General features: G+C 45.2%; 16 protein-coding genes. 12 read left to right on the forward strand and 4 right to left on the reverse strand.

What is annotated here, in order from left to right; all coding sequences use genetic code 11:
• The first annotated feature begins 50 nt into the window (after positions 1–50).
• The 3 genes from H3L98_RS00085 to H3L98_RS00095 all read left to right on the forward strand — a co-directional run bounded on the left by H3L98_RS00085 (position 51) and on the right by H3L98_RS00095 (position 2,611).
• A complete protein-coding gene (locus tag H3L98_RS00085; protein WP_027022268.1) occupies positions 51–827 on the forward strand; it encodes a ParA family protein in 777 nt (258 codons plus the stop codon).
• Positions 824–1,849, forward strand: coding sequence for a ParB/RepB/Spo0J family partition protein (locus H3L98_RS00090; RefSeq protein ID WP_051532103.1), 1,026 nt, complete (start codon positions 824–826; stop codon positions 1,847–1,849). The genes H3L98_RS00085 and H3L98_RS00090 overlap by 4 nt, the downstream gene beginning before the upstream one ends.
• Positions 1,850–1,987: 138 nt before the next feature.
• Positions 1,988–2,611: a thermonuclease family protein gene (locus tag H3L98_RS00095; protein ID WP_051532104.1), complete on the forward strand. Its 624-nt coding sequence runs from the start codon at positions 1,988–1,990 to the stop codon at positions 2,609–2,611.
• Between the two features lie 100 nt (positions 2,612–2,711).
• Here the strand turns inward: H3L98_RS00095 and H3L98_RS10970 are convergent, their stop codons facing one another.
• Positions 2,712–2,843 carry a hypothetical protein gene (locus H3L98_RS10970; RefSeq protein ID WP_276512617.1) on the reverse strand — a complete coding sequence of 44 codons (132 nt, stop codon included), beginning with the start codon at positions 2,841–2,843 and terminating at the stop codon, positions 2,712–2,714.
• 278 nt (positions 2,844–3,121) lie between these two features.
• On the opposite strand from H3L98_RS10970, the gene H3L98_RS00100 reads away from it, so the two are divergent.
• The 7 genes from H3L98_RS00100 to H3L98_RS00130 all read left to right on the forward strand — a co-directional run bounded on the left by H3L98_RS00100 (position 3,122) and on the right by H3L98_RS00130 (position 9,820).
• A complete protein-coding gene (locus H3L98_RS00100; protein ID WP_027022269.1) occupies positions 3,122–3,625 on the forward strand; it encodes a cupin domain-containing protein in 504 nt (167 codons plus the stop codon).
• Positions 3,626–3,649: 24 nt separating this feature from the next.
• Positions 3,650–4,654 (forward strand): hypothetical protein, encoded by a 1,005-nt coding sequence (locus H3L98_RS00105; RefSeq protein ID WP_027022270.1) that lies wholly within the window; start codon positions 3,650–3,652, stop codon positions 4,652–4,654.
• A 134-nt stretch (positions 4,655–4,788) separates the two neighbouring features.
• The gene (locus H3L98_RS00110) at positions 4,789–6,258 is read left to right on the forward strand and encodes an aldehyde dehydrogenase family protein (protein ID WP_027022271.1); all 1,470 of its coding nucleotides are present in this window, start codon (positions 4,789–4,791) and stop codon (positions 6,256–6,258) included.
• An 81-nt stretch (positions 6,259–6,339) separates the two neighbouring features.
• Positions 6,340–7,407: a maleylacetate reductase gene (locus H3L98_RS00115; RefSeq protein WP_027022272.1), complete on the forward strand. Its 1,068-nt coding sequence runs from the start codon at positions 6,340–6,342 to the stop codon at positions 7,405–7,407.
• Positions 7,408–7,466: 59 nt separating this feature from the next.
• Positions 7,467–8,321, forward strand: a complete 855-nt coding sequence (locus H3L98_RS00120) for a dioxygenase family protein (protein WP_027022273.1) — start codon at positions 7,467–7,469, stop codon at positions 8,319–8,321.
• Between the two features lie 3 nt (positions 8,322–8,324).
• Positions 8,325–8,675 carry a Rieske (2Fe-2S) protein gene (locus H3L98_RS00125; protein WP_027022274.1) on the forward strand — a complete coding sequence of 117 codons (351 nt, stop codon included), beginning with the start codon at positions 8,325–8,327 and terminating at the stop codon, positions 8,673–8,675.
• 158 nt (positions 8,676–8,833) lie between these two features.
• Positions 8,834–9,820 carry a LysR family transcriptional regulator gene (locus tag H3L98_RS00130; RefSeq protein ID WP_051532105.1) on the forward strand — a complete coding sequence of 329 codons (987 nt, stop codon included), beginning with the start codon at positions 8,834–8,836 and terminating at the stop codon, positions 9,818–9,820.
• On the opposite strand, the gene pcaF is transcribed toward H3L98_RS00130, so the two are convergent.
• The 3 genes from pcaF to H3L98_RS00145 all read right to left on the reverse strand — a co-directional run bounded on the left by pcaF (position 9,764) and on the right by H3L98_RS00145 (position 12,380).
• Positions 9,764–10,978, reverse strand: coding sequence for a 3-oxoadipyl-CoA thiolase (gene pcaF, locus H3L98_RS00135; RefSeq protein ID WP_027022275.1), 1,215 nt, complete (start codon positions 10,976–10,978; stop codon positions 9,764–9,766). The two genes, H3L98_RS00130 and pcaF, sit on opposite strands and share 57 nt — an antisense overlap.
• A gap of 75 nt (positions 10,979–11,053) precedes the next feature.
• Positions 11,054–11,710 (reverse strand): 3-oxoacid CoA-transferase subunit B, encoded by a 657-nt coding sequence (locus H3L98_RS00140; RefSeq protein ID WP_027022276.1) that lies wholly within the window; start codon positions 11,708–11,710, stop codon positions 11,054–11,056.
• Positions 11,711–11,720: 10 nt separating this feature from the next.
• Positions 11,721–12,380, reverse strand: coding sequence for a 3-oxoacid CoA-transferase subunit A (locus H3L98_RS00145; RefSeq protein WP_027022277.1), 660 nt, complete (start codon positions 12,378–12,380; stop codon positions 11,721–11,723).
• A 259-nt stretch (positions 12,381–12,639) separates the two neighbouring features.
• Between H3L98_RS00145 and H3L98_RS00150 the strand changes: the two genes are divergently transcribed.
• Both H3L98_RS00150 and H3L98_RS00155 read left to right on the forward strand, forming a co-directional pair.
• On the forward strand, positions 12,640–15,738 hold the full coding sequence (locus H3L98_RS00150; RefSeq protein WP_027022278.1) for a site-specific DNA-methyltransferase: 3,099 nt from the start codon (positions 12,640–12,642) through the stop codon (positions 15,736–15,738).
• Positions 15,738–19,139 (forward strand): DEAD/DEAH box helicase family protein, encoded by a 3,402-nt coding sequence (locus H3L98_RS00155; RefSeq protein WP_027022279.1) that lies wholly within the window; start codon positions 15,738–15,740, stop codon positions 19,137–19,139. The genes H3L98_RS00150 and H3L98_RS00155 overlap by 1 nt, the downstream gene beginning before the upstream one ends.
• Position 19,140: the final 1 nt, after the last annotated feature.

Genomic DNA, 19,140 nt, shown 5'->3' on the forward strand with positions numbered 1-19,140 from the left:
GTTTTCCATTTATAATCGCTTGATAATTTTTCTAATGGGAATATTCGTACATGAAAATTCTTGCGGTTGCCAACCAAAAAGGCGGGGTGGGAAAAAGCACTTTGGCAGTGCATTTGGCTTATGCGGCGATTGAGCAGGGCAAGCGTGTTCTGTTGTTGGATATGGACAAACAGGGCAGTTTGGGTTTGTCTTTTCCGCCTGCGCAAAGCACATCCAATCCCCCCCCTACCCTATTGGCTTCTATGTTGTATGCCAATGTTTTACCTACACTTCCCGTAGAAAGACTGCACGGTACTTTGGCGATTATCCGCGCTGATAATGCCTTATTGTCGATTGACCGCGCCGACAATGCCGTGATTCACCGCCCCAAACAATGGTTGAGACAACTACCTGAAGCCATTGGTTTTGATTTGTGCATTATTGACACCCCGCCGCTTTTGGGTGTGCGTTTGATGGCATCATTGGCAGCGGCCGATGCGGTGGTTACGCCTGTTTCTATGGGTTTGTACGAATTGTCGGGCGTAGCGGATTTGATGCAGACCATTCATATTATCCGCACACAAGGCTTTAATCCCACTTTGCAACACATCGGCATTTTGCCGATGAAAACCAATAACCGCAGCAGCGAAGAGCAAGAAAGTTTGGCATTATTACGCGAGCGTTATGGCGATGCCATTTTGGAAACCACTTTGCCCGAACGCGCCCCGATTCGGAAAGCCATTGCCAAACGCATTCCCGTGTGGACAAAAGTGAGTGGTGAAGGACATATCCGCGCCGCCAAAGAATGGCGCGCTGCCTGCGAACGGATTTTGGAAAAATTATCATGACAGCCTATTTAAACGCATTAGACATTTTGGGAACGGGCGTAGATGCCTTGTTTGGCGGCAATCAAACCACTTTAACGGTTGTGCCTTTAAGCGATATTCAAGTCAAAGAGCAAATCCGCAAACATTTTGAAGATGAAACCAATTCTTTATCCGAATTGGCGGAAAGCATCAAGCAGCGCGGTGTGTTGCAGCCGATTTTGCTGCGCCCTGCGCCCAATGGCAGCGGTTACGAGCTGATTGCAGGCGAGCGCCGTTTTCGTGCCGCGCAGTTGGCAGGATTAAGCAGCATTCCCGCGCACATTCAAAACTTAAGTGATGAAGAAGCCGAAGACGCACAATTAGCAGAAAATATTCAGCGCAAAAACCTGACCCAACAAGAAGAAGCACTGAAAATTCAGCGGGATTTGGATAAACTCGGTTCGGTGGAAGCGGTATTGGCAAAGCATAATAAAAGTCGTGCGTGGCTTTCTAAAATGTTGGGTTTACTGAATTTGCCCGAACAGGCGCAACGTTTGGTGCAGGAAAACATCAGCGCCGATTTGGAAGTGATTAATTTAGTTAAAACGGTAGAAAAACAAGACAGCTTGGCAGCCAAACAATTGGTGGATGATTTAAAACAAACGCGCGGTCAGGCCGATGCGCGTGCCAAAGCCAAAGCCGTAAAAGAACGGGTAAAACCCAAGAAAAACATCCGTTCTGTCGCACCCGAAACCGATGATTTCAATCAATGGTTGCATTATTGGCAAACGGAAATTGCTGCGGGCAGACAAACGGCTGCGGATATGTTGAATACGGTATCGGAAGCAGAATTGGCGCGTTTGGCTGATGTGCTGATGCCCCATTTTGTGCGTGGGCAATCTGAAACGGCTTTAAGCCACCATGTTGCCAAACAATTTGCTGCGAAGGTGTTTGCCGAACAAGGCTTGGGACAATTGGCATTGTGGGCGTTTTTGCAGGGTGTAGAAAAACGCAATCATTTGGATTGGGTGGATTTGTTTGCGCTTTGGCAGCAGAAAGTTTAAAAAAAAACGGGGGTATTTTCGCGGACGCGAAAATGCCCCTACTCTTTTTAAATGCGGGTTGTTTTCGCGTCCGCGAAAAAGTTTTTTCTGAAAAATAAAATGTTTATTTTTTAATCTCAATGGCAAAAACGATTATATATGAATATTTTTGATTACTTGGGCTGGTGGTGGCAGCAGCTTGGCGGTGTGCTGCGAATTGTGTTCCGACAACAATGGGGCGAGCTGACGTGGCAACATGTTTTGGCGTGTTTATTATTGTGCGGATTGGTGTGGTGCTTGTGCCCTGTGCTGTGGCGGGTGTGGTTATGGAGCAAATTTAAGGGACAAATCCGCAATAAGCGTTGGCATTTTGCGCGCGTGCTGAATGTGGTGGATGGCGACACCTTAAATGTGAAAATGGCTTGGTCGCGTACGGTAAAGGTAAGGATGCAATATATTGATGCGCCGGAAAGCAAACAGCGTTTTGGTGAAGATGCAACGCGCTTTTTGCAAAAACAGACACAAGGAAAAACGGTGTTATTGGTGTGTGCGCCCAATCATGACCGTTATGGACGGGTGTTGGCGGAAGTGTTTACTTTGCGTTTGCGCCACAGTGTGAATTTAACCATGGTGGAGCATGGCATGGCTTGGGCGTATCAGGGGACAAAGGCGTATGTGGTGGCGGAGCAGACGGCGCGGCGTAAGAAACTGGGTTTGTGGCGGGGGCGCAAACCCACGCAGCCTGCACAATGGCGCAAAGAGAAAAATTCGGGTTATAGTTGATTAAAATCGCAACGATATAGCGTTGCCAACGCCCTGATGTACTACCCGTACACGGCGGGTGTTGTCGCCTTGTCTCGTTTTTATTTTTATCAACTATAGTTCATGATGTCAAAACACCCTGTCGGATAAACGGCAGGGTGTTTTTTTGTGTTTGAAAGGGATAGAGGACAACAAAATTGAAGACCAGATTGGACGCTTTTTCAGCAGTAATAACAGTTTGAATGGCTGCCATCAGATATGCCGATACCTATTGAAAAAAGCGGAAAAGTCTATTTCCTTAAATTTAAAATTTAACTAAATATTTAATTTTTAATGTTGAATTTTATTTTTGGCTGGAATGAAAAAGGGTAGGGCAGGGCGTTTTCCGTGAAAAAAGATTGTTTGTATAAAACAAACAGTCTTGTCGCTTGCTGCTGAATTGTGGCGGGTGGGGATTGCCTGTAATTTAGCAGACAGCTTGCAGCGGCAACGGTGCAAGAAAACAATTTTTAGATTAATTGGAGACATGCCATGAATCAAAATACGGCGAAAGCCACCCAGTTTGGCAGCTTGGATCATTATGAAAAAGGTTCTATCCAGCTGATTAGCGGAGAAGCAGGCAATTATGCTTTTTCTAATGTGTTTGAAGTGGCTTCGCAATCGGCACCCTACGAAAAAAGCGTAGTGGGCATGAACATGAAGTTTGTGATTGAGTCGCTGCGTGCGGAAGGTCAGTCGCAATGGTTTACCGCTTCACATGATGAGTTTGTGATTGTGTTGGACGGTGAAGTGCGCGTGGATTATCTGAAGCTGGCGCAACCTTTGGTGTCGGAAGAGCAAGAAGGCACACACGCTGCGGGTGACAAACCCGATGGTCAGGCGATGGGTTATGCGGTGTTGAAACAGGGACATCAGGCGATTTTGCCTGCCAATTGTGCTTACCGCTTTGAAGCCGCCAAACCGGGCGTGATGTTGGTGCAAACCATTAAAGGTCCGCTTTCGGTTGAAAAGTGGCACAGCATCTGTATTCAATAATCCGTTATCTTGGGAGAGACCAAAATGGACAAAAAATTAGAAGAGTTTGTGGGCGCAGGCGTAAAAGTTGGCGAATTGAATGACTTGACGGGCTACCATGCGTTTAGCTTGGGCAAGTTCCGCTTTGAGCGCGATGAATATTTCGCCAAAATTGTGTGGGAAGTTAATGGTCATGAGCATTCCCATCTGATGTCTGCCGATGCGTTTTTGCGTGCGCTGATGCGTGATGTGGCGTGGGGCTTTTTCTATGGCTGGGTAAACTTTGACCATGTGATTGGTACGCGCAACCACTATGGCAGCGTGGATTTGTATGCGGGTACGTTTAACGGCGTATTAAAAGATGCGGGCGTGGATTACATTGAAAACTTTGAAACGCCGCTGATTATGGCAACGTTTAAGGCGATTTTGCATGATTGGGTAAACGATGGCTTTGACCCGTTTGCTGCGCCCGAAGAAACAGGCAGCGCGTTTGGTCGTAAAGACGGCAGCAATGAAGAAGCGATTGACCGCTACCGCATTGCCACCAAGCGTATGCCGGGCTTGCCCGATGATTCGCCGCTGCGTGATGATTTGCCGGTAAACCGTCAGTTTCAAGATGTGGTGCAAGACGAGCCGTTTATCCATTGCGAACCGGGTTTTGAAGGACAATTGGGCGGGTTTAACCTGTTTAAATACCTGTCGCGTTCCGATGTAACGTGGAATCCGTCTGTGACTTCCGTGTGCAAAGAAAGTCTGTTCTGCCCGACCACCGAAGAATATATTTTGCCGATTTTTCACGGTAACGACCGCGTAGAATGGTTCTTGCAGCTTTCAGACGAAATCACTTGGGACATCGCCGATAAAAACGACGGCACGCCGATTGCGCGTTTGATTATGAAACCGGGCGATATTGCTGCGATGCCTGCCAATATCCGCCATCAGGGTTATTCTACCAAGCGTTCCATGCTGCTGGTATGGGAAAACGCCACGCCTAATCTGCCTGAAAAATACGAATCGGGCGAACTGCCGCCGTATCCGGTTCAGTTCTAAAACGGTTCAGGCAGCCGTGTCTGTAAAACGGCGCGGCTGCCTGAAATATTTTTAGTAGGGATTAAACATCTGTTTAATTCGTCTTGTCCCCGCAGCCTTAACAGGCGCGGTATCGCTTAATAAAGGATTTTCTTATGAATACAGAATTATTTATCAACGGCAAATTTGTTCCCGCACAAAAAGGCGGTACCATTGATGTGTTGAATCCCGCCAATGGTACGCTGATTACCAAAATCGCTGCTGCCGAAGCCGAAGACGTGGACATCGCCGTTGCCGCTGCCAAAAAAGCCTTTCCCGCATGGGCAGCAACCCCTGCTGCCGAGCGCGGCAGATTATTATTAAAACTGGCTGATTTAATTGAAGAACATGCCGAAGAGCTGGCGCAATTGGAATCTTTGGACACGGGACACCCCATCCGCGATTCACGCCGTTTGGACGTGCCGCGTACCGCTGCTTGTTTCCGTTATTTCGGCGGAATGGCGGACAAAATTCAAGGTTCCGTGATTCCCGTTGAACAGGGCTTTTTAAACTATGTTACCCGCGAACCTGTGGGCGTGGTCGGGCAGATTGTACCGTGGAATTTCCCGTTAATGTTTACCAGTTGGAAGCTGGGTCCTGCTTTGGCGGCGGGCAACACGGTGGTGATGAAACCTTCTGAACTGACCCCCTTATCCACCCTGAAAATCGCTGAATTGATTCAAAAAGCAGGTTTCCCTGATGGCGTGGTGAATATTGTTGCGGGCTACGGTCAAACCGCAGGACAGCGCATTGCCGAGCATGAAGACATTGCCAAAGTGGCGTTTACGGGTTCTACCTTAACGGGACAAAATATTGTCCGTGCGTCCGCAGGCAACCTGAAACGCGTGCAGTTGGAATTGGGCGGCAAAGGCGCGAATATTGTGTTTGAAGATGCCGATATTGATGCGGCGGTAAATGGCGCGGCGTGGGCGATTTTCCACAATCAGGGTCAAGCCTGTATTGCGGGTTCGCGCCTGATGTTGCACGAATCCATTGCCGATGCTTTCTTGGAAAAATTTGTGAAATTGGCGCAATCCATCCGTTTGGGCAGTCCGCAAGACCCCGAAACCGAAATGGGTCCGCTCACGTCCGCCGCCCACCGTGACAAAGTATTGTCTTACGCCGAAATTGCGGTAGAGCAGGGCGGAAAAATCCTGACCGGCGGTAAAGCCCCCGCAGATGAAGCCCTGAAAAACGGCTACTATGTTTTGCCAACCGTGGTGGAAGCCAAACCGTCTGACCGCGTGGCGCAAGAAGAAGTGTTCGGACCGTTTGTTACCGTTTTGCGTTTTAAAGACGATGCGGAAGCCTTGGCGATTGCCAACAGCACCGAATACGGTTTGGGCAGCGGCTTGTGGACGAAAAACCTGCAACGCGCTCACCGTTTTGCCCGCGAAATCCGCGCAGGTATGTGCTGGATTAACAGCTACAAACGCGTGAATCCAGGCAGTCCCTTCGGCGGTGTCGGCAAATCGGGTTACGGTCGCGAAATGGGCTTTGAAGCCATTCACGATTACACCGAAGCCAAATCCGTATGGGTCAATGTGGACGCGAAAATCCCACCGCATTTTGACCGCAGCAAATAACCCTTTGCCGTAAAACGGTTTCAGGCAGCCATATTCTTTATCGTGGCTGCCTGAAACGCCAACTTATTATAAGGAATCGCCATGTTCCCGTTCCACTATCAAAACTTACCCTTAAATGTTTACTTTGGCAAAGGACGCATCCGTGAATTGCGCGGTATTTTGCAGGAAAACGGTTATCGCCGCGTTTTGGTGATGACCACCCCCGACCAACAGCCCGCAGGCGAACGTTTGGCAGCCGAACTGGGCGATTTGGCAGCAGGCGTGTATCCGCACGCCGTGATGCACGTTCCCACCGAAGTGGCGCAAGCTGCTGTGGCTTATGTGCGCGAACAGCAAATAGATTGCTGTGTGGCATTGGGTGGCGGTTCTACCATCGGTTTGGCAAAAGCCGTTGCCTTGGAAACCGCTACCCCGATTGCTGCTGTGCCGACCACCTACGCAGGCAGCGAAATGACCGCCGTTTACGGTTTAACCGAAAACGGACGCAAAACCACCGGTAAAGATTTGCGCGTTTTGCCCAAAGTGGTGGTGTACGACCCCGATTTAACCCTCACTCTGCCCGCAGGTATTTCTGCCGCTTCAGGCATTAACGCCATGGCACACGCCGTAGAAGCCTTGTATGCCGAAAACAAAAACCCGATTATCAGCATGATGGCAAGCGAATCGGTACGCGCTCTCAGCCGTTCTTTGCCTGCCATTGTGCAAAATCCGCAAGATGAAGACGCGCGCGCCCAAGCCTTTTACGGTGCATGGCTGGCGGGAATGTGTTTGGGTGCAGTAGGCATGGCGGTTCACCACAAAATCTGCCACACCCTAGGCGGTACGTTCAATCTGCCGCACGCCCAAGCCCACGCCATTGTTCTGCCTTATTCGGTGCATTACAACCGCAACGCCGATGATGAAGCCATGAGCCGTTTGGCAGAAGCTTTAGGCATTGACGACCCGCAAGATTGCGGCATGGTACTGTACCGTTTGAATCAATCTTTAGGCATTCCGATGGCATTGGCAGAAATCGGCTTGCCCGAACACGGCGCACAAGAAGTCGCGCAAATTGTGTGCGACAGCCCTTACTACAATCCGCGCCCCTATGTGTATGACGAACTGTACGATTTATTAAACAAAGCCCATCACGGCTTGCCGCCGCGTTAAGGACAAGGCGTTTCAGGCTGTCTGAAACGCCTTTTTTTCATCATCAGGAACACATCGCCATGAACCCGCTTACCGAACAAGTTATCCGCAGTTTTCAACAAATAGACAACGAACGCCACCGTTTTTTAATCACCACCCTGATTCGTAAATTGCACGAATATGTAGAAGAAGTGCAACCCAATGAAGACGAATGGTTAAACGCCATTCAATTTTTAACCGACACAGGCAAATTGTGTGATGAAAAACGGCAGGAATACATTTTATTATCAGACGTATTGGGCGTGTCCATGCTGATGGACCAGATTTTGCATGAAAAAAACGATGTGCAAACCCCCTCCACCGTGTTCGGACCGTTTTTTGCCGAAAATATGCCCGTGCGCCCCTTTGCTGCCAGCATCGTTAAAGACGGGCAGGGCAGCGACAAACCCGTATTGGTACGCGGCACCGTGCGCGATACCCAAGGCAAACCCCTGTCGGGCGTGAAAATTGACGTTTGGCAAACCGCCGAAAACGGCATGTATTCAGGTCAAGACCCCGAGCAGACTGCCGATAATCTGCGCGGTGTGTTTATCAGCCGCGAAGATGGCGCGTATGCCTTTCAAACCATTTTGCCCGTCAGCTACCCCATTCCGTCTGATGGCACGGTGGGGCGTTTGCTGAACTACGCCCAACGCAATATTTGGCGACCCGCACACATTCATTTCAAATTGGAATCGCCGCAACATCAACATTTGGTGACCCATTTGTTTTTGTCGGGCGACGAATATTTGCAGAACGATGCCGTGTTTGGTGTGAAAGAACGCCTGATTGTGTCTTACCGCGACTGCCAAGCCGACGAGCAAAGCCGCGAGCAATACGGTATCAACCAAGATTACCGCTTGATTGAATACGACTTTATTTTAACGGAAGCATAAATTATGGCAGAAAACGCGAAAATCCCCTTATGCGCACACGCCCAAGTGCAGGAAGCGGGCGTATTGAAAGTGGCACATCCGCAGCACAAAGACATCAGCATGGTTTTGATTCACAAAGACGGCGCATGTTTTGCCTACCGCAATGTTTGTCCGCATTTTTCCATTCAGTTGGACAACGCGCAGGGACATTTTTTTACCTATCAAAACCGCTATATTATGTGCGCCCACCATTCGGCAATGTTTGAAGTGGACACGGGTTTGTGTGTAGATGGACCGTGTAAAGCCCATTCTTTGCAGGCGGAAAATATTGTGGTGGAAGACGGGCAGGTATTTTGGTTGTCGCATGACTTTTGAATAATTGAAGCCCGATATTGAAGTTTTGGATACAGGCTGCCTGAATATTGACAGCCTTCGTATAAAACATTATTTTTTCAAATTATTTACCAGCAGCTTGACGGTTCTCTGTCAGGCTGTTTTTTTAACATCAGCAGTAATCAGAAAGGACGTGTGTCATGGACAAACTGCAATGTATGGAAGCCTTTGTGCGGGTGGCGCAAAGCGGAAGTTTTGTTCAGGCTGCCGAGCAGTTGGGGGTGGCGCGTTCGGTTATCAGCACCCGTATCCGCCAGTTAGAGCAATTTGTGGATGCGCCGCTGTTTCACCGCAATACCCGTTCCGTGCGCCTGTCTGAAATTGGCGAGCAGTATTATGCCGAATGCGCCCAACTGCTTAACCGTTTTGAAGTGCTGATGAGCGATATGGCATTGGCAAAAAACGATTTAAAAGGGCGTTTGCGGATACATTTGGTACCTGGATTCGGTTTGGGGTATTTCAGCAGACAGTTGGCGCGGTTTACCCGTTTATATTCCGATATTGAGTTAGATTTGGTGGTCAGCGATAAGATTGTGGACCCCGTATCGGGTGGTTTTGATGTGGCGTTTCAGATTTTTCCGCCCAAGGGCGAAAGTTTGATTGAACGGCGGATTTTTCATGTTAATCGCGTGTTGTGCGCTTCGCCTGATTTTGTGGCGGAATACGGCGTACCGTATTTGCCCGAACATCTGCATCGGTTTGAAATCGGTTATTACTCAGGCTATCCCGAGCGCAATAAAATCAAGTTTTTAATTGACAGAATATTTTACGAATTTCCGATTCAGGCGCGAATCAGCTCTTCATCGATTCATTTGCTACATGATTTTGCCGTGGGCGGTGGCGGAATTGTTTGTCTGCCGACTATTGTTGCCAAAGACGCGCTGTTAGACGGCAGCTTGATTTCGGTTTTAACTGAATATTTTATCCCACCCTACAGCCTGCGCGCGGTGTTTCCACCCAATTCCAAAAACATCAAAAAAGTCAGACACATTATTGATTTTATTTCGGAAGACATCAGCAGGCTGCCTGAATGGGATAAGCAGTTGATTGAGAAAGGCTGCTTGTCACCTTTAGCCGCATCGTTCAATGAGTACCGCAATACCCTGTCCGACACCGATGCACATTGAACAAATCGCGTAACGTCCGCCCGATACTTCCAGCTGATTCACGGCGGTTGCCAGCAGGCGCGTACCCGATGCGCCCAGCGGATGCCCAATGGCAATCGCGCCGCCGTTGGGATTAACACGCGGGTCGTCGTCCGCCAAACCCAAATCGCGGGTACACGCCAAGGCTTGCGCGGCGAAAGCTTCATTTAATTCAATGACATCAATGTCTTCCAAACGCATATTGGTTTTGGCGAGCAATTTTTTAATGGCTGGCGCGGGCGCAAATCCCATAATGCGCGGTTCAATCCCAACGGTAACGCCACCGAGAATGCGGGCGCGTGGCGTTAAACCGTATTGCGCCACCGCGCTGCCTGAAGTGAGCAGAGCGGCGGACGCGCCGTCGTTGATGCCTGAAGCATTCCCTGCCGTTACCGTGCCTTCGGCAAACACCACGGGTTTCAGTTTTGCCAAACCTGCCAAGGTGGTCTCGGGGCGCGGGTGTTCGTCTTGCGACACGATAATCGGTTCACCTTTGCGCTGTGGAATGCTGATAGGGACAATTTCGCGTTGAAAAAAGCCTTTGGCATTCGCGGCGGCGGCTTTTTGCTGACTGGCAAGGGCAAAACGGTCTTGGTCTTCGCGGCTGATGCCAAATTGCGCCACCAGATTTTCGGCGGTCTGCGGCATGCTGTCCACGCCGTAACGCGCTTTCATTTCGGGATTGACAAAACGCCAACCCATTGTGGTGTCTTCAATTTTTTGAGCGCGTCCGAAAGCCTGTTCTGCCTTGCCCATCACATAGGGCGAACGCGACATATTTTCCACGCCACCCGCAATCATTAAATGGGCATCGCCGCTGCGAATGGCACGGCTGGCGGTTAAAACAGCATCCAAAGACGAACCGCATAAGCGGTTGAGTGTAGAGGCAGAAACCTGTGTTGGCATACCCGCCAGCAGTGCCGACATCCGCGCCACATTGCGGTTGTCTTCACCCGCTTGATTGGCGCAACCGAGCAACACATCGTCTAATGCGCCCCAGTCCAATTCGGGGTGGCGGTTCATTAAGGCACGAATCGGCTCTGCGCCCAAATCATCGGTACGCACCGCCGCCAATGCGCCGCCATAACGTCCAAACGGGGTGCGGACAACGTCAATAATATAAGCATCGTTGGGATTCATGGGCTATTCCTTAACTTGAGTGGCAAAATGCCGCAGCTTTTTTTCAGGCTGCCTGAAACACTGCGGCTTAATGGTTTATTTAATGTGTTTGTCAGCCAAAAGTGGCGCGGCAGTCAGGTTTTGCAAATCGGCAAAACTTAAACCCTCTACCATTTCCGTTACCAACAAACCTTGTTCGGTAATGTCCAATACGCATAAATCGGTGTAAATGCGGTCCACACAGCGCAAACCTGTGGCAGGATAGCTTAATTTTTCCACAATTTTGGGTTCGCCACTGCGGCTGGTATGTTCCATGGTTACCCACACTTTTTTCGCGCCCACTGCCAAATCCATCGCGCCGCCCACGGCAGGAATGGCATCGGGTGCGCCCGTGTGCCAGTTTGCCAAATCGCCCTGCGCCGACACTTGAAACGCGCCCAATACGCAAATGTCCAAATGTCCGCCGCGCATCATGGTAAACGAATCGCCGTGATGGAAAAAACAGCCGCCTTGCAGCAGGGTAACAAATTCTTTGCCCGCATTGATTAAATCGGGGTCTTCTTCGCCCTTGGGCGGCGGCGGGCCAAATGCCAGCAAACCATTTTCCGAATGCAGGAAAATTTCTTTATCGGCAGGCAGATAAGCAGCAATTTTGGTCGGCAGGCCAATACCTAAATTCACATATGCGCCTTCGGGAATGTCTTGTGTTACACGGCGGGCAATGTCTTCACGGCTACGTTTTTGCGGATTCATGGGCAACTCCTCAAATTTTAACAATATGGCGGACAAAAATACCGGGGGTAATGATGTGTTCGGGATTCAGTTCGCCCAATTCCACCACTTCCGATACTTCGGCAATGGTAACGGCAGCCGCCGTTGCCATAATCGGACCAAAATTGCGCCCCGATTTACGGTACACCAAATTGCCCCAACGGTCGCCCTGATGGGCTTTAATTAAAGCAAAATCGGCTTTAATCGGGTATTCCAGCACATAATCGCGCCCGTCAATCTCACGGGTTTCCTTGCCTTCCGCCAACAGCGTACCAAAGCCTGTGGGCGTAAACACCGCGCCCAAACCCATACCCGCCGCCTGAATCCGACACGCCAGATTGCCCTGCGGCACCAGTTCCAATTCAATTTTACCGGCGCGGTACAGCTCTTCAAACGCCCACGAATCCGCCATACGCGGAAACGAACAAATGATTTTGCGTACCGCCCCGCTGCTTAACAAACGGCTTAAACCGTCATCACCGCTGCCCGCATTATTACTGATAATCACCAAATCTTTGGCACCCGTTTCAATCAAACCGTCAATCAAGCCCGCAGGCTGTCCCGCCCCGCCGAAACCGCCAATCATAATACTGGCGCCATCGCCGATTTGCGAGAGTACATCACCGAGTGCACGGCTGCTTTTATCAATCATGGCATTTACCCTTGGCATTGGAAAAACAGTAAGCGATTGTAACGGTTTTAGTAGTTTCATACAGTCTGGTATGGCAAAGACAGTGTTTTTTTATTGAGAATAATTTAGCAGCAGTAAATTCAATTGCAAAATAAATATCAATACATAGTGAGGTACAAAACATTTAATATATTAAAATAAACAACCCGATTAAATAACAAGAATTCCATAAAATAGAGTAAAATACCCGTTTGGAAATTTTTTAAAAATTAGGTTTTTTATGTCCCAACTGATTGAGCTTACCCGAAAACTCAAAGAAATTTTTCAAATCGACCGTGCCGATTTGGATTTCGGCATTTACCGCATTTTGAATACACGCAGTCAAGAAATTGAACGCTATTTGAGTGAAACCTTGCCACAAGCCGTCAAACAAGCCTTTGGCGAAAACCAAAGCGAACAAGTTTTAAGCTGGACAAACGAATTAGAGCAAGCCAAAAAACAAGCCCAAGATTTAGGCATTGACCCGACACAATCGCCAAAAGTACAAGATTTGAAAAATAAAATCGTCCAAGCCCAAAAAAGCACAGGCGACAACGAAACCGCTGTTTACCGCCATTTGCTTACCTTTTTTGGTCGCTATTACGAAGATGGCGATTTTATCAGTCAGCGCCGTTACAAAGGCGATACCTATGCAGTTCCTTATGCCGGTGAAGAAGTGCTGTTGCATTGGGCAAATAAAGACCAGTATTACACCAAATCAGGCGAAAATTTCAGTAACTACCGTTTTACATTGGCAGATGATGAGCGCACAGTATTTTTCCGTTTAAACAGCGCCGATATCGCCAAAGACAACCGCAAAGACAACGATACCAAACGCCTGTTTACACTGGCTGTTGCTCAAATTATTGAGCAGGAAAATGAAGATGGTGAAATCGAGACCATTGAAATCAATCCCATTACACAAAGTGAAGACGGTAACACCTTAACCATTTTGTTTGATTATAAGCCATTTGCAAAATCAGAAAAGCAAGAAAAAATCCTAGAAAAAGATTTGCAAACCTTGCTGTCTCACGATTTATTGCAAACCACATGGAGTGCATTGGCAGATCGGGAACCCACAGAAAAAAATCCCAACCGCACTTTATTGGAAAAACATTTATCCGATTACACACAAAAAAATACTGCTGACTATTTTATTCATAAAGATTTAGGCGGATTTTTGCGCCGTGAATTGGATTTTTATATTAAAAATGAAGTGATGAATTTGGACGATGTGCAATCTGCTCAAGCATTTGCCCACATTGAAGCCAATTTACGCCTAATTCAAACCTTGCGTAGTATTGCATTGGAAATTATCAGCTTTTTGGCACAACTGGAAAATTTTCAGAAAAAATTATGGTTAAAGAAGAAATTTGTTGCTAACTGCCACTATTTGATTACTTTAAATCATATTCCCAATCAATTTTATCAGGCCATTTTTGCTAATACCAAACAACGTGAGCAATGGGAAAATTTATTTTCAGTAAAAGATTTGCATGATAAAGATTTGGACTTTTCCAATGCTTCAAATCCCTATGCTTATTTGGTAGTGGATACCTCGCTGTTTCCTAATGAATTTCAATCGCAACTTTTAACTGCTTTATCGGCACAAATTTCAGGCAGTCTTGATGACCATATCAATGGTACGCTGATTCACTCAGATAATTTTCAAGCCCTGAATTTATTACAAGCGCGTTATCGGGAACAGGTAAAATGTATTTATATTGATCCTCCTTATAATACAAATGCTTCACCTATTGTATATAAAAATGGTTATAAACATTCAAGTTGGGTAAGTTTAATACAAGATAGAGTTTTACTGGGATTAAATCTAGCTCATCAATCAGCAATACAATTTACTGCTATTGATCATGCTGAATTATTTAATTTAGGTAAACTACAAGATCAGATATTTACAGAAGAAAACAGAATTGCAATCATTCCTATACAACATAATCCAAAAGGTAGAAATCAAGCTGTCTTCTTTTCGGAAAATTGTGAATATATGTTTTGCTATGCTAAGAATATTAATAAAGCAGAATTTAATCAAGTAGCTATTGATGAGGAAGTGTTGGTAACATTTACAGAAAAAGATGAAAAAGGTAAATATAGGTGGGAAAACTTTATTCGTGCAAGGACATCATGGTCAAGAAAAAATAAGCCTAATAATTGGTATCCTCTTTATGTAAGTCCCGATTTAAAAATAATATCAACAGTAAGCCAACCTGAATATATTGAATTATATCCCCAAACAGATAATGGGGATTATGCTTGGAAAGTGATTCCAGAAAGTTTTATTGAACAAAATAAAGGAAATGATTATTTTAAAGCTGTTAAGGAAAATGGAAGAATTGTTATTTATCATAAATATTATGAGCAACAAGTATTTAAAAATTTCTGGGCGCAAAAAAAATACCAATCTGAATTTAATGGTACAAACTTATTGAAGTCTGTTTTAGGAAACAACCTATTTAATTTTCCAAAATCTATTTTTGCAGTACTAGATAGTATTAAAATAGTTTCTAAAAAACAGGATATTGTCTTAGATTACTTTGCAGGGAGTGGCACAACCGCTCATGCTGTGATTAACTTAAATCGTGAAGATAACGGTCGTCGTCAATATATTCTTGTAGAGCAGGGAGAATATTTTGATACCGTACTCAAACCGCGTGTGCAAAAAGTGATTTACAGCCAAGAATGGAAAGATGGCAAACCTGTAGCATCCGATAAACATTCAAGCAGCCTAAACGGTGTGCCACAAATCGTTAAAGTGCTGAAACTGGAAAGTTACGAAGATACGCTGAATAATTTAGTTCTTCAAAAGCGACAAGGGGAATTACCAACAGAAGAGGCAAAAAAAGACTATCTGCTCCACTATATGCTGAATATTGAAAGTCGTGATAGCTTGCTGAATGTGTCGCATTTTGCTAAGCCGTTTGATTATCAATTGAAAATTGCTACGAATAGTGCTGGGGCATTTGATGAAAAAAATATTGATTTGGTGGAAACCTTTAATTACCTGATTGGGGCAAAAGTCATTGGTGTGGACGATAAACGCAGCGAACAAGGTTTTGTGGCAGTAGAGTGCCGTTTGCCAAATCAAGATTCAGACGACAAAACGTTGATTTTTTGGCGCGATTGCCAGTGTGTTGGCTACGAGGAATTGCAAAAACATTTTAACCGTTTGGGCATTAATCCTGCTGACAGCGAATACAGCCAAGTTTATGTTAATGGCGACCACACGCTTGAAACAGTGTGGGACGGCGAACAAAGCGGCAGCCTGAAAATCCGTTCTATTGAAGCAGAATTTTTGGCATTGATGTTTGCAGGGGAAGAATAATGGCAAAAGCAAGCAAAATTCATTTTAATCAACATTTGATTTTAAACCGTTGGTTGTTGTCTTTATTTCACAAAACATCGCTGCTTGAATTAAAAGCAGTATTGGAAAGGGTGGAGCAGGAAAATGCCTTTATTGCCAATGACGGACACAGTTATTTTTATCACCGTTTGAGCAATGTACTATTTTTTAATCATGAAAATCTGCTTTCTACACAAGATTTAGCGGCTTACGATTTGCGTTTGGTGCAGTATTGGCAAAAAATTACCGTTAAACGTAATCAGGAAGACGGATATGAATTGCGTCCCAAATATTTTCAGTATTTGTCTTTACTGTTTACGGAAATTTATTTGGATTGGTATTTCAACCGTAAATCGCAATTGCAAACGGTACTCAATGCCCAGTTAGCCCAATACGTTAAAGACATGGGTGAGCATGCGCAAAATTTTGAAGATTACCGTTTAAATGATTTGAATAAAATCGCGTTTTGGAATGCCACAGGTTCGGGTAAAACGTTGTTGATGCACGTTAATATTTTGCAGTATCTGCATTATTTTAAAGCAGGTAAATCGGCAAAACCCGATAAAGTGATTGTTCTCACGCCAAACGAGGGTTTGAGCCGTCAGCATAAAGAAGAGCTTGAACGGTCAGGATTTTCTGCCAGTTTTTTTGATAAGAATATCACAGCACAGACAACATTTAATTTTAGTATTGATGAGGTAGGTATTGGTTTAGGTATTGAAATTATTGATGTCAATAAGCTTTCTGATAAATCGGGCGATAAAACCGTATCGGTAGAAGCATTTGACGGCAATAATTTGGTACTCGTTGACGAAGGACATCGCGGTACATCAGGTGAACAATGGTTGTTACGTCGTGAGGCTTTGGTTAAAGGTGGTTTTGCTTTTGAATATTCGGCAACTTTGGGTCAAGCAGTGGCAAATGGCAAAACCATTGCCAAACAAATAGAAGAAAAACAAAAAGCCAAAGCCAAATTATTGTTTAACAAAGGTTCGCTGAAAGGTTTATCGGAAGACGATTTAGCTAAATTAACGCTTGATGAGCTGGAAATGGCAAAAGTTCGCACCACGGCGGTGCTGGAAACCTATGCCAAATCGGTGTTGTTTGATTATTCCTACAAGCATTTTTATAACGATGGCTACGGTAAAGAAAGCCTGATTTTAAATATTCAAAAACAAGGTTTTGACAAACATTTGCCCTTGTATTTTGTGGCGGGATTGTTGTCGTTTTATCAACAACTTTATTTGTTTGAACAGCACAAATCGGCATTGGCAGATTGGAATATTGAAAAGCCATTGATGGTGTTTGTGGGACACCGTGTTAAAGAAAGCAATAAAGAAACAGAAGAACAAAAGGTAGAAAAATCTGATGTTTTGACTGTAATAAGACAGCTGGCATTTTTTGTGAACGAGCCACAAACGGTGCAAAAATGGCTTAAAGATTTATTGCAGGACAATGCTCAATTATTGAACGATAAAAATCAGCATATTTTTAAAGGTCGGTTTGTGCCGTTGCTCTCTTTTAAGGAGAATGTGCATGGCTTGTATCAAGATATGTTGCTTAAAATTTTCGGTGCAAGTCATACCAGCCGTTTGCGTTTGACATATTTGAAAAAAAGCGATGGCGAATTGGCGTTGTCGTTGGGTGAACATGGCACAAAATTTGGCGTGATTAATATTGGCGATGCGTCTGGTCTGCTTAAAACAGCACAAGAAGAAAAATTTGCTAAGGAATTTGACGCAGTAAGTGATGAGTTTAATGGTGGTTTATTTGCTCAAATCAATAAGCATCAATCGCCTGTGAATATCTTGGTTGGTTCGCGTAAATTTACTGAAGGCTGGTCAAGCTGGCGCGTTTCTACCATGGGTTTACTCAATATGGGTAGAGGGGAAGGCAGTCAAATTATTCAGCTTTTTGGGCGTGGTGTGCGTTTGAAAGGTAAAGATGGGTCGCTGAAACGCTCTGTGCCTAATATACGTCCTGAAGATATGTTTTTGGAAAAATTGGAAACACTGAATATTTTTGGTATTAATGCCGATTATATGGAAGTATTCCGCCAATATCTTGCTGATGAAGACATTGCAAGCAGTGATGAAATGCTGACTTTGGATTTTCCAGTACAAAAGCGTTTACCAGCAGTAAAGTTGAAAACTTTACGACTAAAAGAAGAAGTGAAAGGCAATCGCCAACAGTCATTTAAACGGGTGGAGAAAGAAATTTATCTATTTGAAATTCCTGAAAAATGGAAAGGTAAGATTAAAGATATTGAAATTAGCCTAGACCGTTATGCTAAAGTACAAAGCATTACCAGTAAAGGCAATGCCATTGCTTTATCAAAAAACGAGCAGCGTTATGAAGCCAAGCTGAATACAGCATTGTTTAATTTTTTTGATTGGGACAAAATTTATTTGACCATTAGTCAATTTAAGCATCAGCAAACTTGGTATAACTTACGACTAGATAAAGATAAATTACGTCAATTTGCTGAAAAAAACGATTGGTATCATTTATACATACCTAAATCTGCTTTGGCAGTAGACAGTTTTGCTCAAATTGTGTTGCAACAAGAGATTTTGACGGATTTATTGTTGGAATATGTCCGTGCTTTTTATCAGCGACTAAAATCGGTTTATGAAAGGCGGTTTTACGAAGTAGTAGAAGTGGATGAAGACAACGGCTCTATGTTGGACAAATACCAATTTAGTTTGTCTGATAATGATGAGGGCAGAATTATTAAACAACATTTGGAAATGTTGGCAAACAGTTCAGGCAGCCTGAAAAACGGCATTAAAGAAATATATGGTGGAGATAACGGCCTACAAATGCTCTGTTTGAACGGTCATTTGTACGCGCCTATTTTTGCATGTTTGAAACGAGCCGATTTGCCGTTTAGCATTCAGCCACTTGCCATTGCTGATGAAAGCGAATGGCTTTTTGTTAGAGATTTAATTGATGCCGAAAAAAGGGGCAAATTGAGCGAATGGACACACGGCAAAGACTTGTATTTACTGCGTAATGCGTCTAATAAAGCCAAAGGCTTGGGTTTTGCTTTGGCAGGTAATTTTTATCCCGACTTTTTGCTGTGGCTAGTGGATAATCAAACAGGCAAACAATGGCTGTCTTTGATTGATCCTAAAGGCATTCGCAATATGGATTTAGGTCATGCCAAATTTAATTTACATAAGGAATTACAAATATTGGCAGGTGAGTTAAACATCACTACCCCGATTTTGTCTGCTTTCATTTTGTCCATTACCAAGCAAGCCGATTTAATCAATGCAGGGCATATTAGTACACAAGAATTTACCGATAACCATATTTTGTTTATGGATAATAATCAGGTGTATTTAAAACAAATGTTTAATATGATACTGGAAGGATAAG

The organism is Conchiformibius steedae, from assembly GCF_014054725.1.
In the GTDB taxonomy this organism is placed as follows: Bacteria; Pseudomonadota; Gammaproteobacteria; order Burkholderiales; family Neisseriaceae; genus Conchiformibius; species Conchiformibius steedae.

Coding starts and splice junctions, on each gene's coding strand:
- H3L98_RS00085 (WP_027022268.1), top strand. CDS start 51: ATGAAAATTCTTGCGGTTGCCAACCAAAAAGGCGGGGTGGGAAAAAGC.
- H3L98_RS00090 (WP_051532103.1), top strand. CDS start 824: ATGACAGCCTATTTAAACGCATTAGACATTTTGGGAACGGGCGTAGAT.
- H3L98_RS00095 (WP_051532104.1), top strand. CDS start 1,988: ATGAATATTTTTGATTACTTGGGCTGGTGGTGGCAGCAGCTTGGCGGT.
- H3L98_RS10970 (WP_276512617.1), bottom strand. CDS start 2,843: ATGGCAGCCATTCAAACTGTTATTACTGCTGAAAAAGCGTCCAATCTG.
- H3L98_RS00100 (WP_027022269.1), top strand. CDS start 3,122: ATGAATCAAAATACGGCGAAAGCCACCCAGTTTGGCAGCTTGGATCAT.
- H3L98_RS00105 (WP_027022270.1), top strand. CDS start 3,650: ATGGACAAAAAATTAGAAGAGTTTGTGGGCGCAGGCGTAAAAGTTGGC.
- H3L98_RS00110 (WP_027022271.1), top strand. CDS start 4,789: ATGAATACAGAATTATTTATCAACGGCAAATTTGTTCCCGCACAAAAA.
- H3L98_RS00115 (WP_027022272.1), top strand. CDS start 6,340: ATGTTCCCGTTCCACTATCAAAACTTACCCTTAAATGTTTACTTTGGC.
- H3L98_RS00120 (WP_027022273.1), top strand. CDS start 7,467: ATGAACCCGCTTACCGAACAAGTTATCCGCAGTTTTCAACAAATAGAC.
- H3L98_RS00125 (WP_027022274.1), top strand. CDS start 8,325: ATGGCAGAAAACGCGAAAATCCCCTTATGCGCACACGCCCAAGTGCAG.
- H3L98_RS00130 (WP_051532105.1), top strand. CDS start 8,834: ATGGACAAACTGCAATGTATGGAAGCCTTTGTGCGGGTGGCGCAAAGC.
- pcaF (WP_027022275.1), bottom strand. CDS start 10,978: ATGAATCCCAACGATGCTTATATTATTGACGTTGTCCGCACCCCGTTT.
- H3L98_RS00140 (WP_027022276.1), bottom strand. CDS start 11,710: ATGAATCCGCAAAAACGTAGCCGTGAAGACATTGCCCGCCGTGTAACA.
- H3L98_RS00145 (WP_027022277.1), bottom strand. CDS start 12,380: ATGATTGATAAAAGCAGCCGTGCACTCGGTGATGTACTCTCGCAAATC.
- H3L98_RS00150 (WP_027022278.1), top strand. CDS start 12,640: ATGTCCCAACTGATTGAGCTTACCCGAAAACTCAAAGAAATTTTTCAA.
- H3L98_RS00155 (WP_027022279.1), top strand. CDS start 15,738: ATGGCAAAAGCAAGCAAAATTCATTTTAATCAACATTTGATTTTAAAC.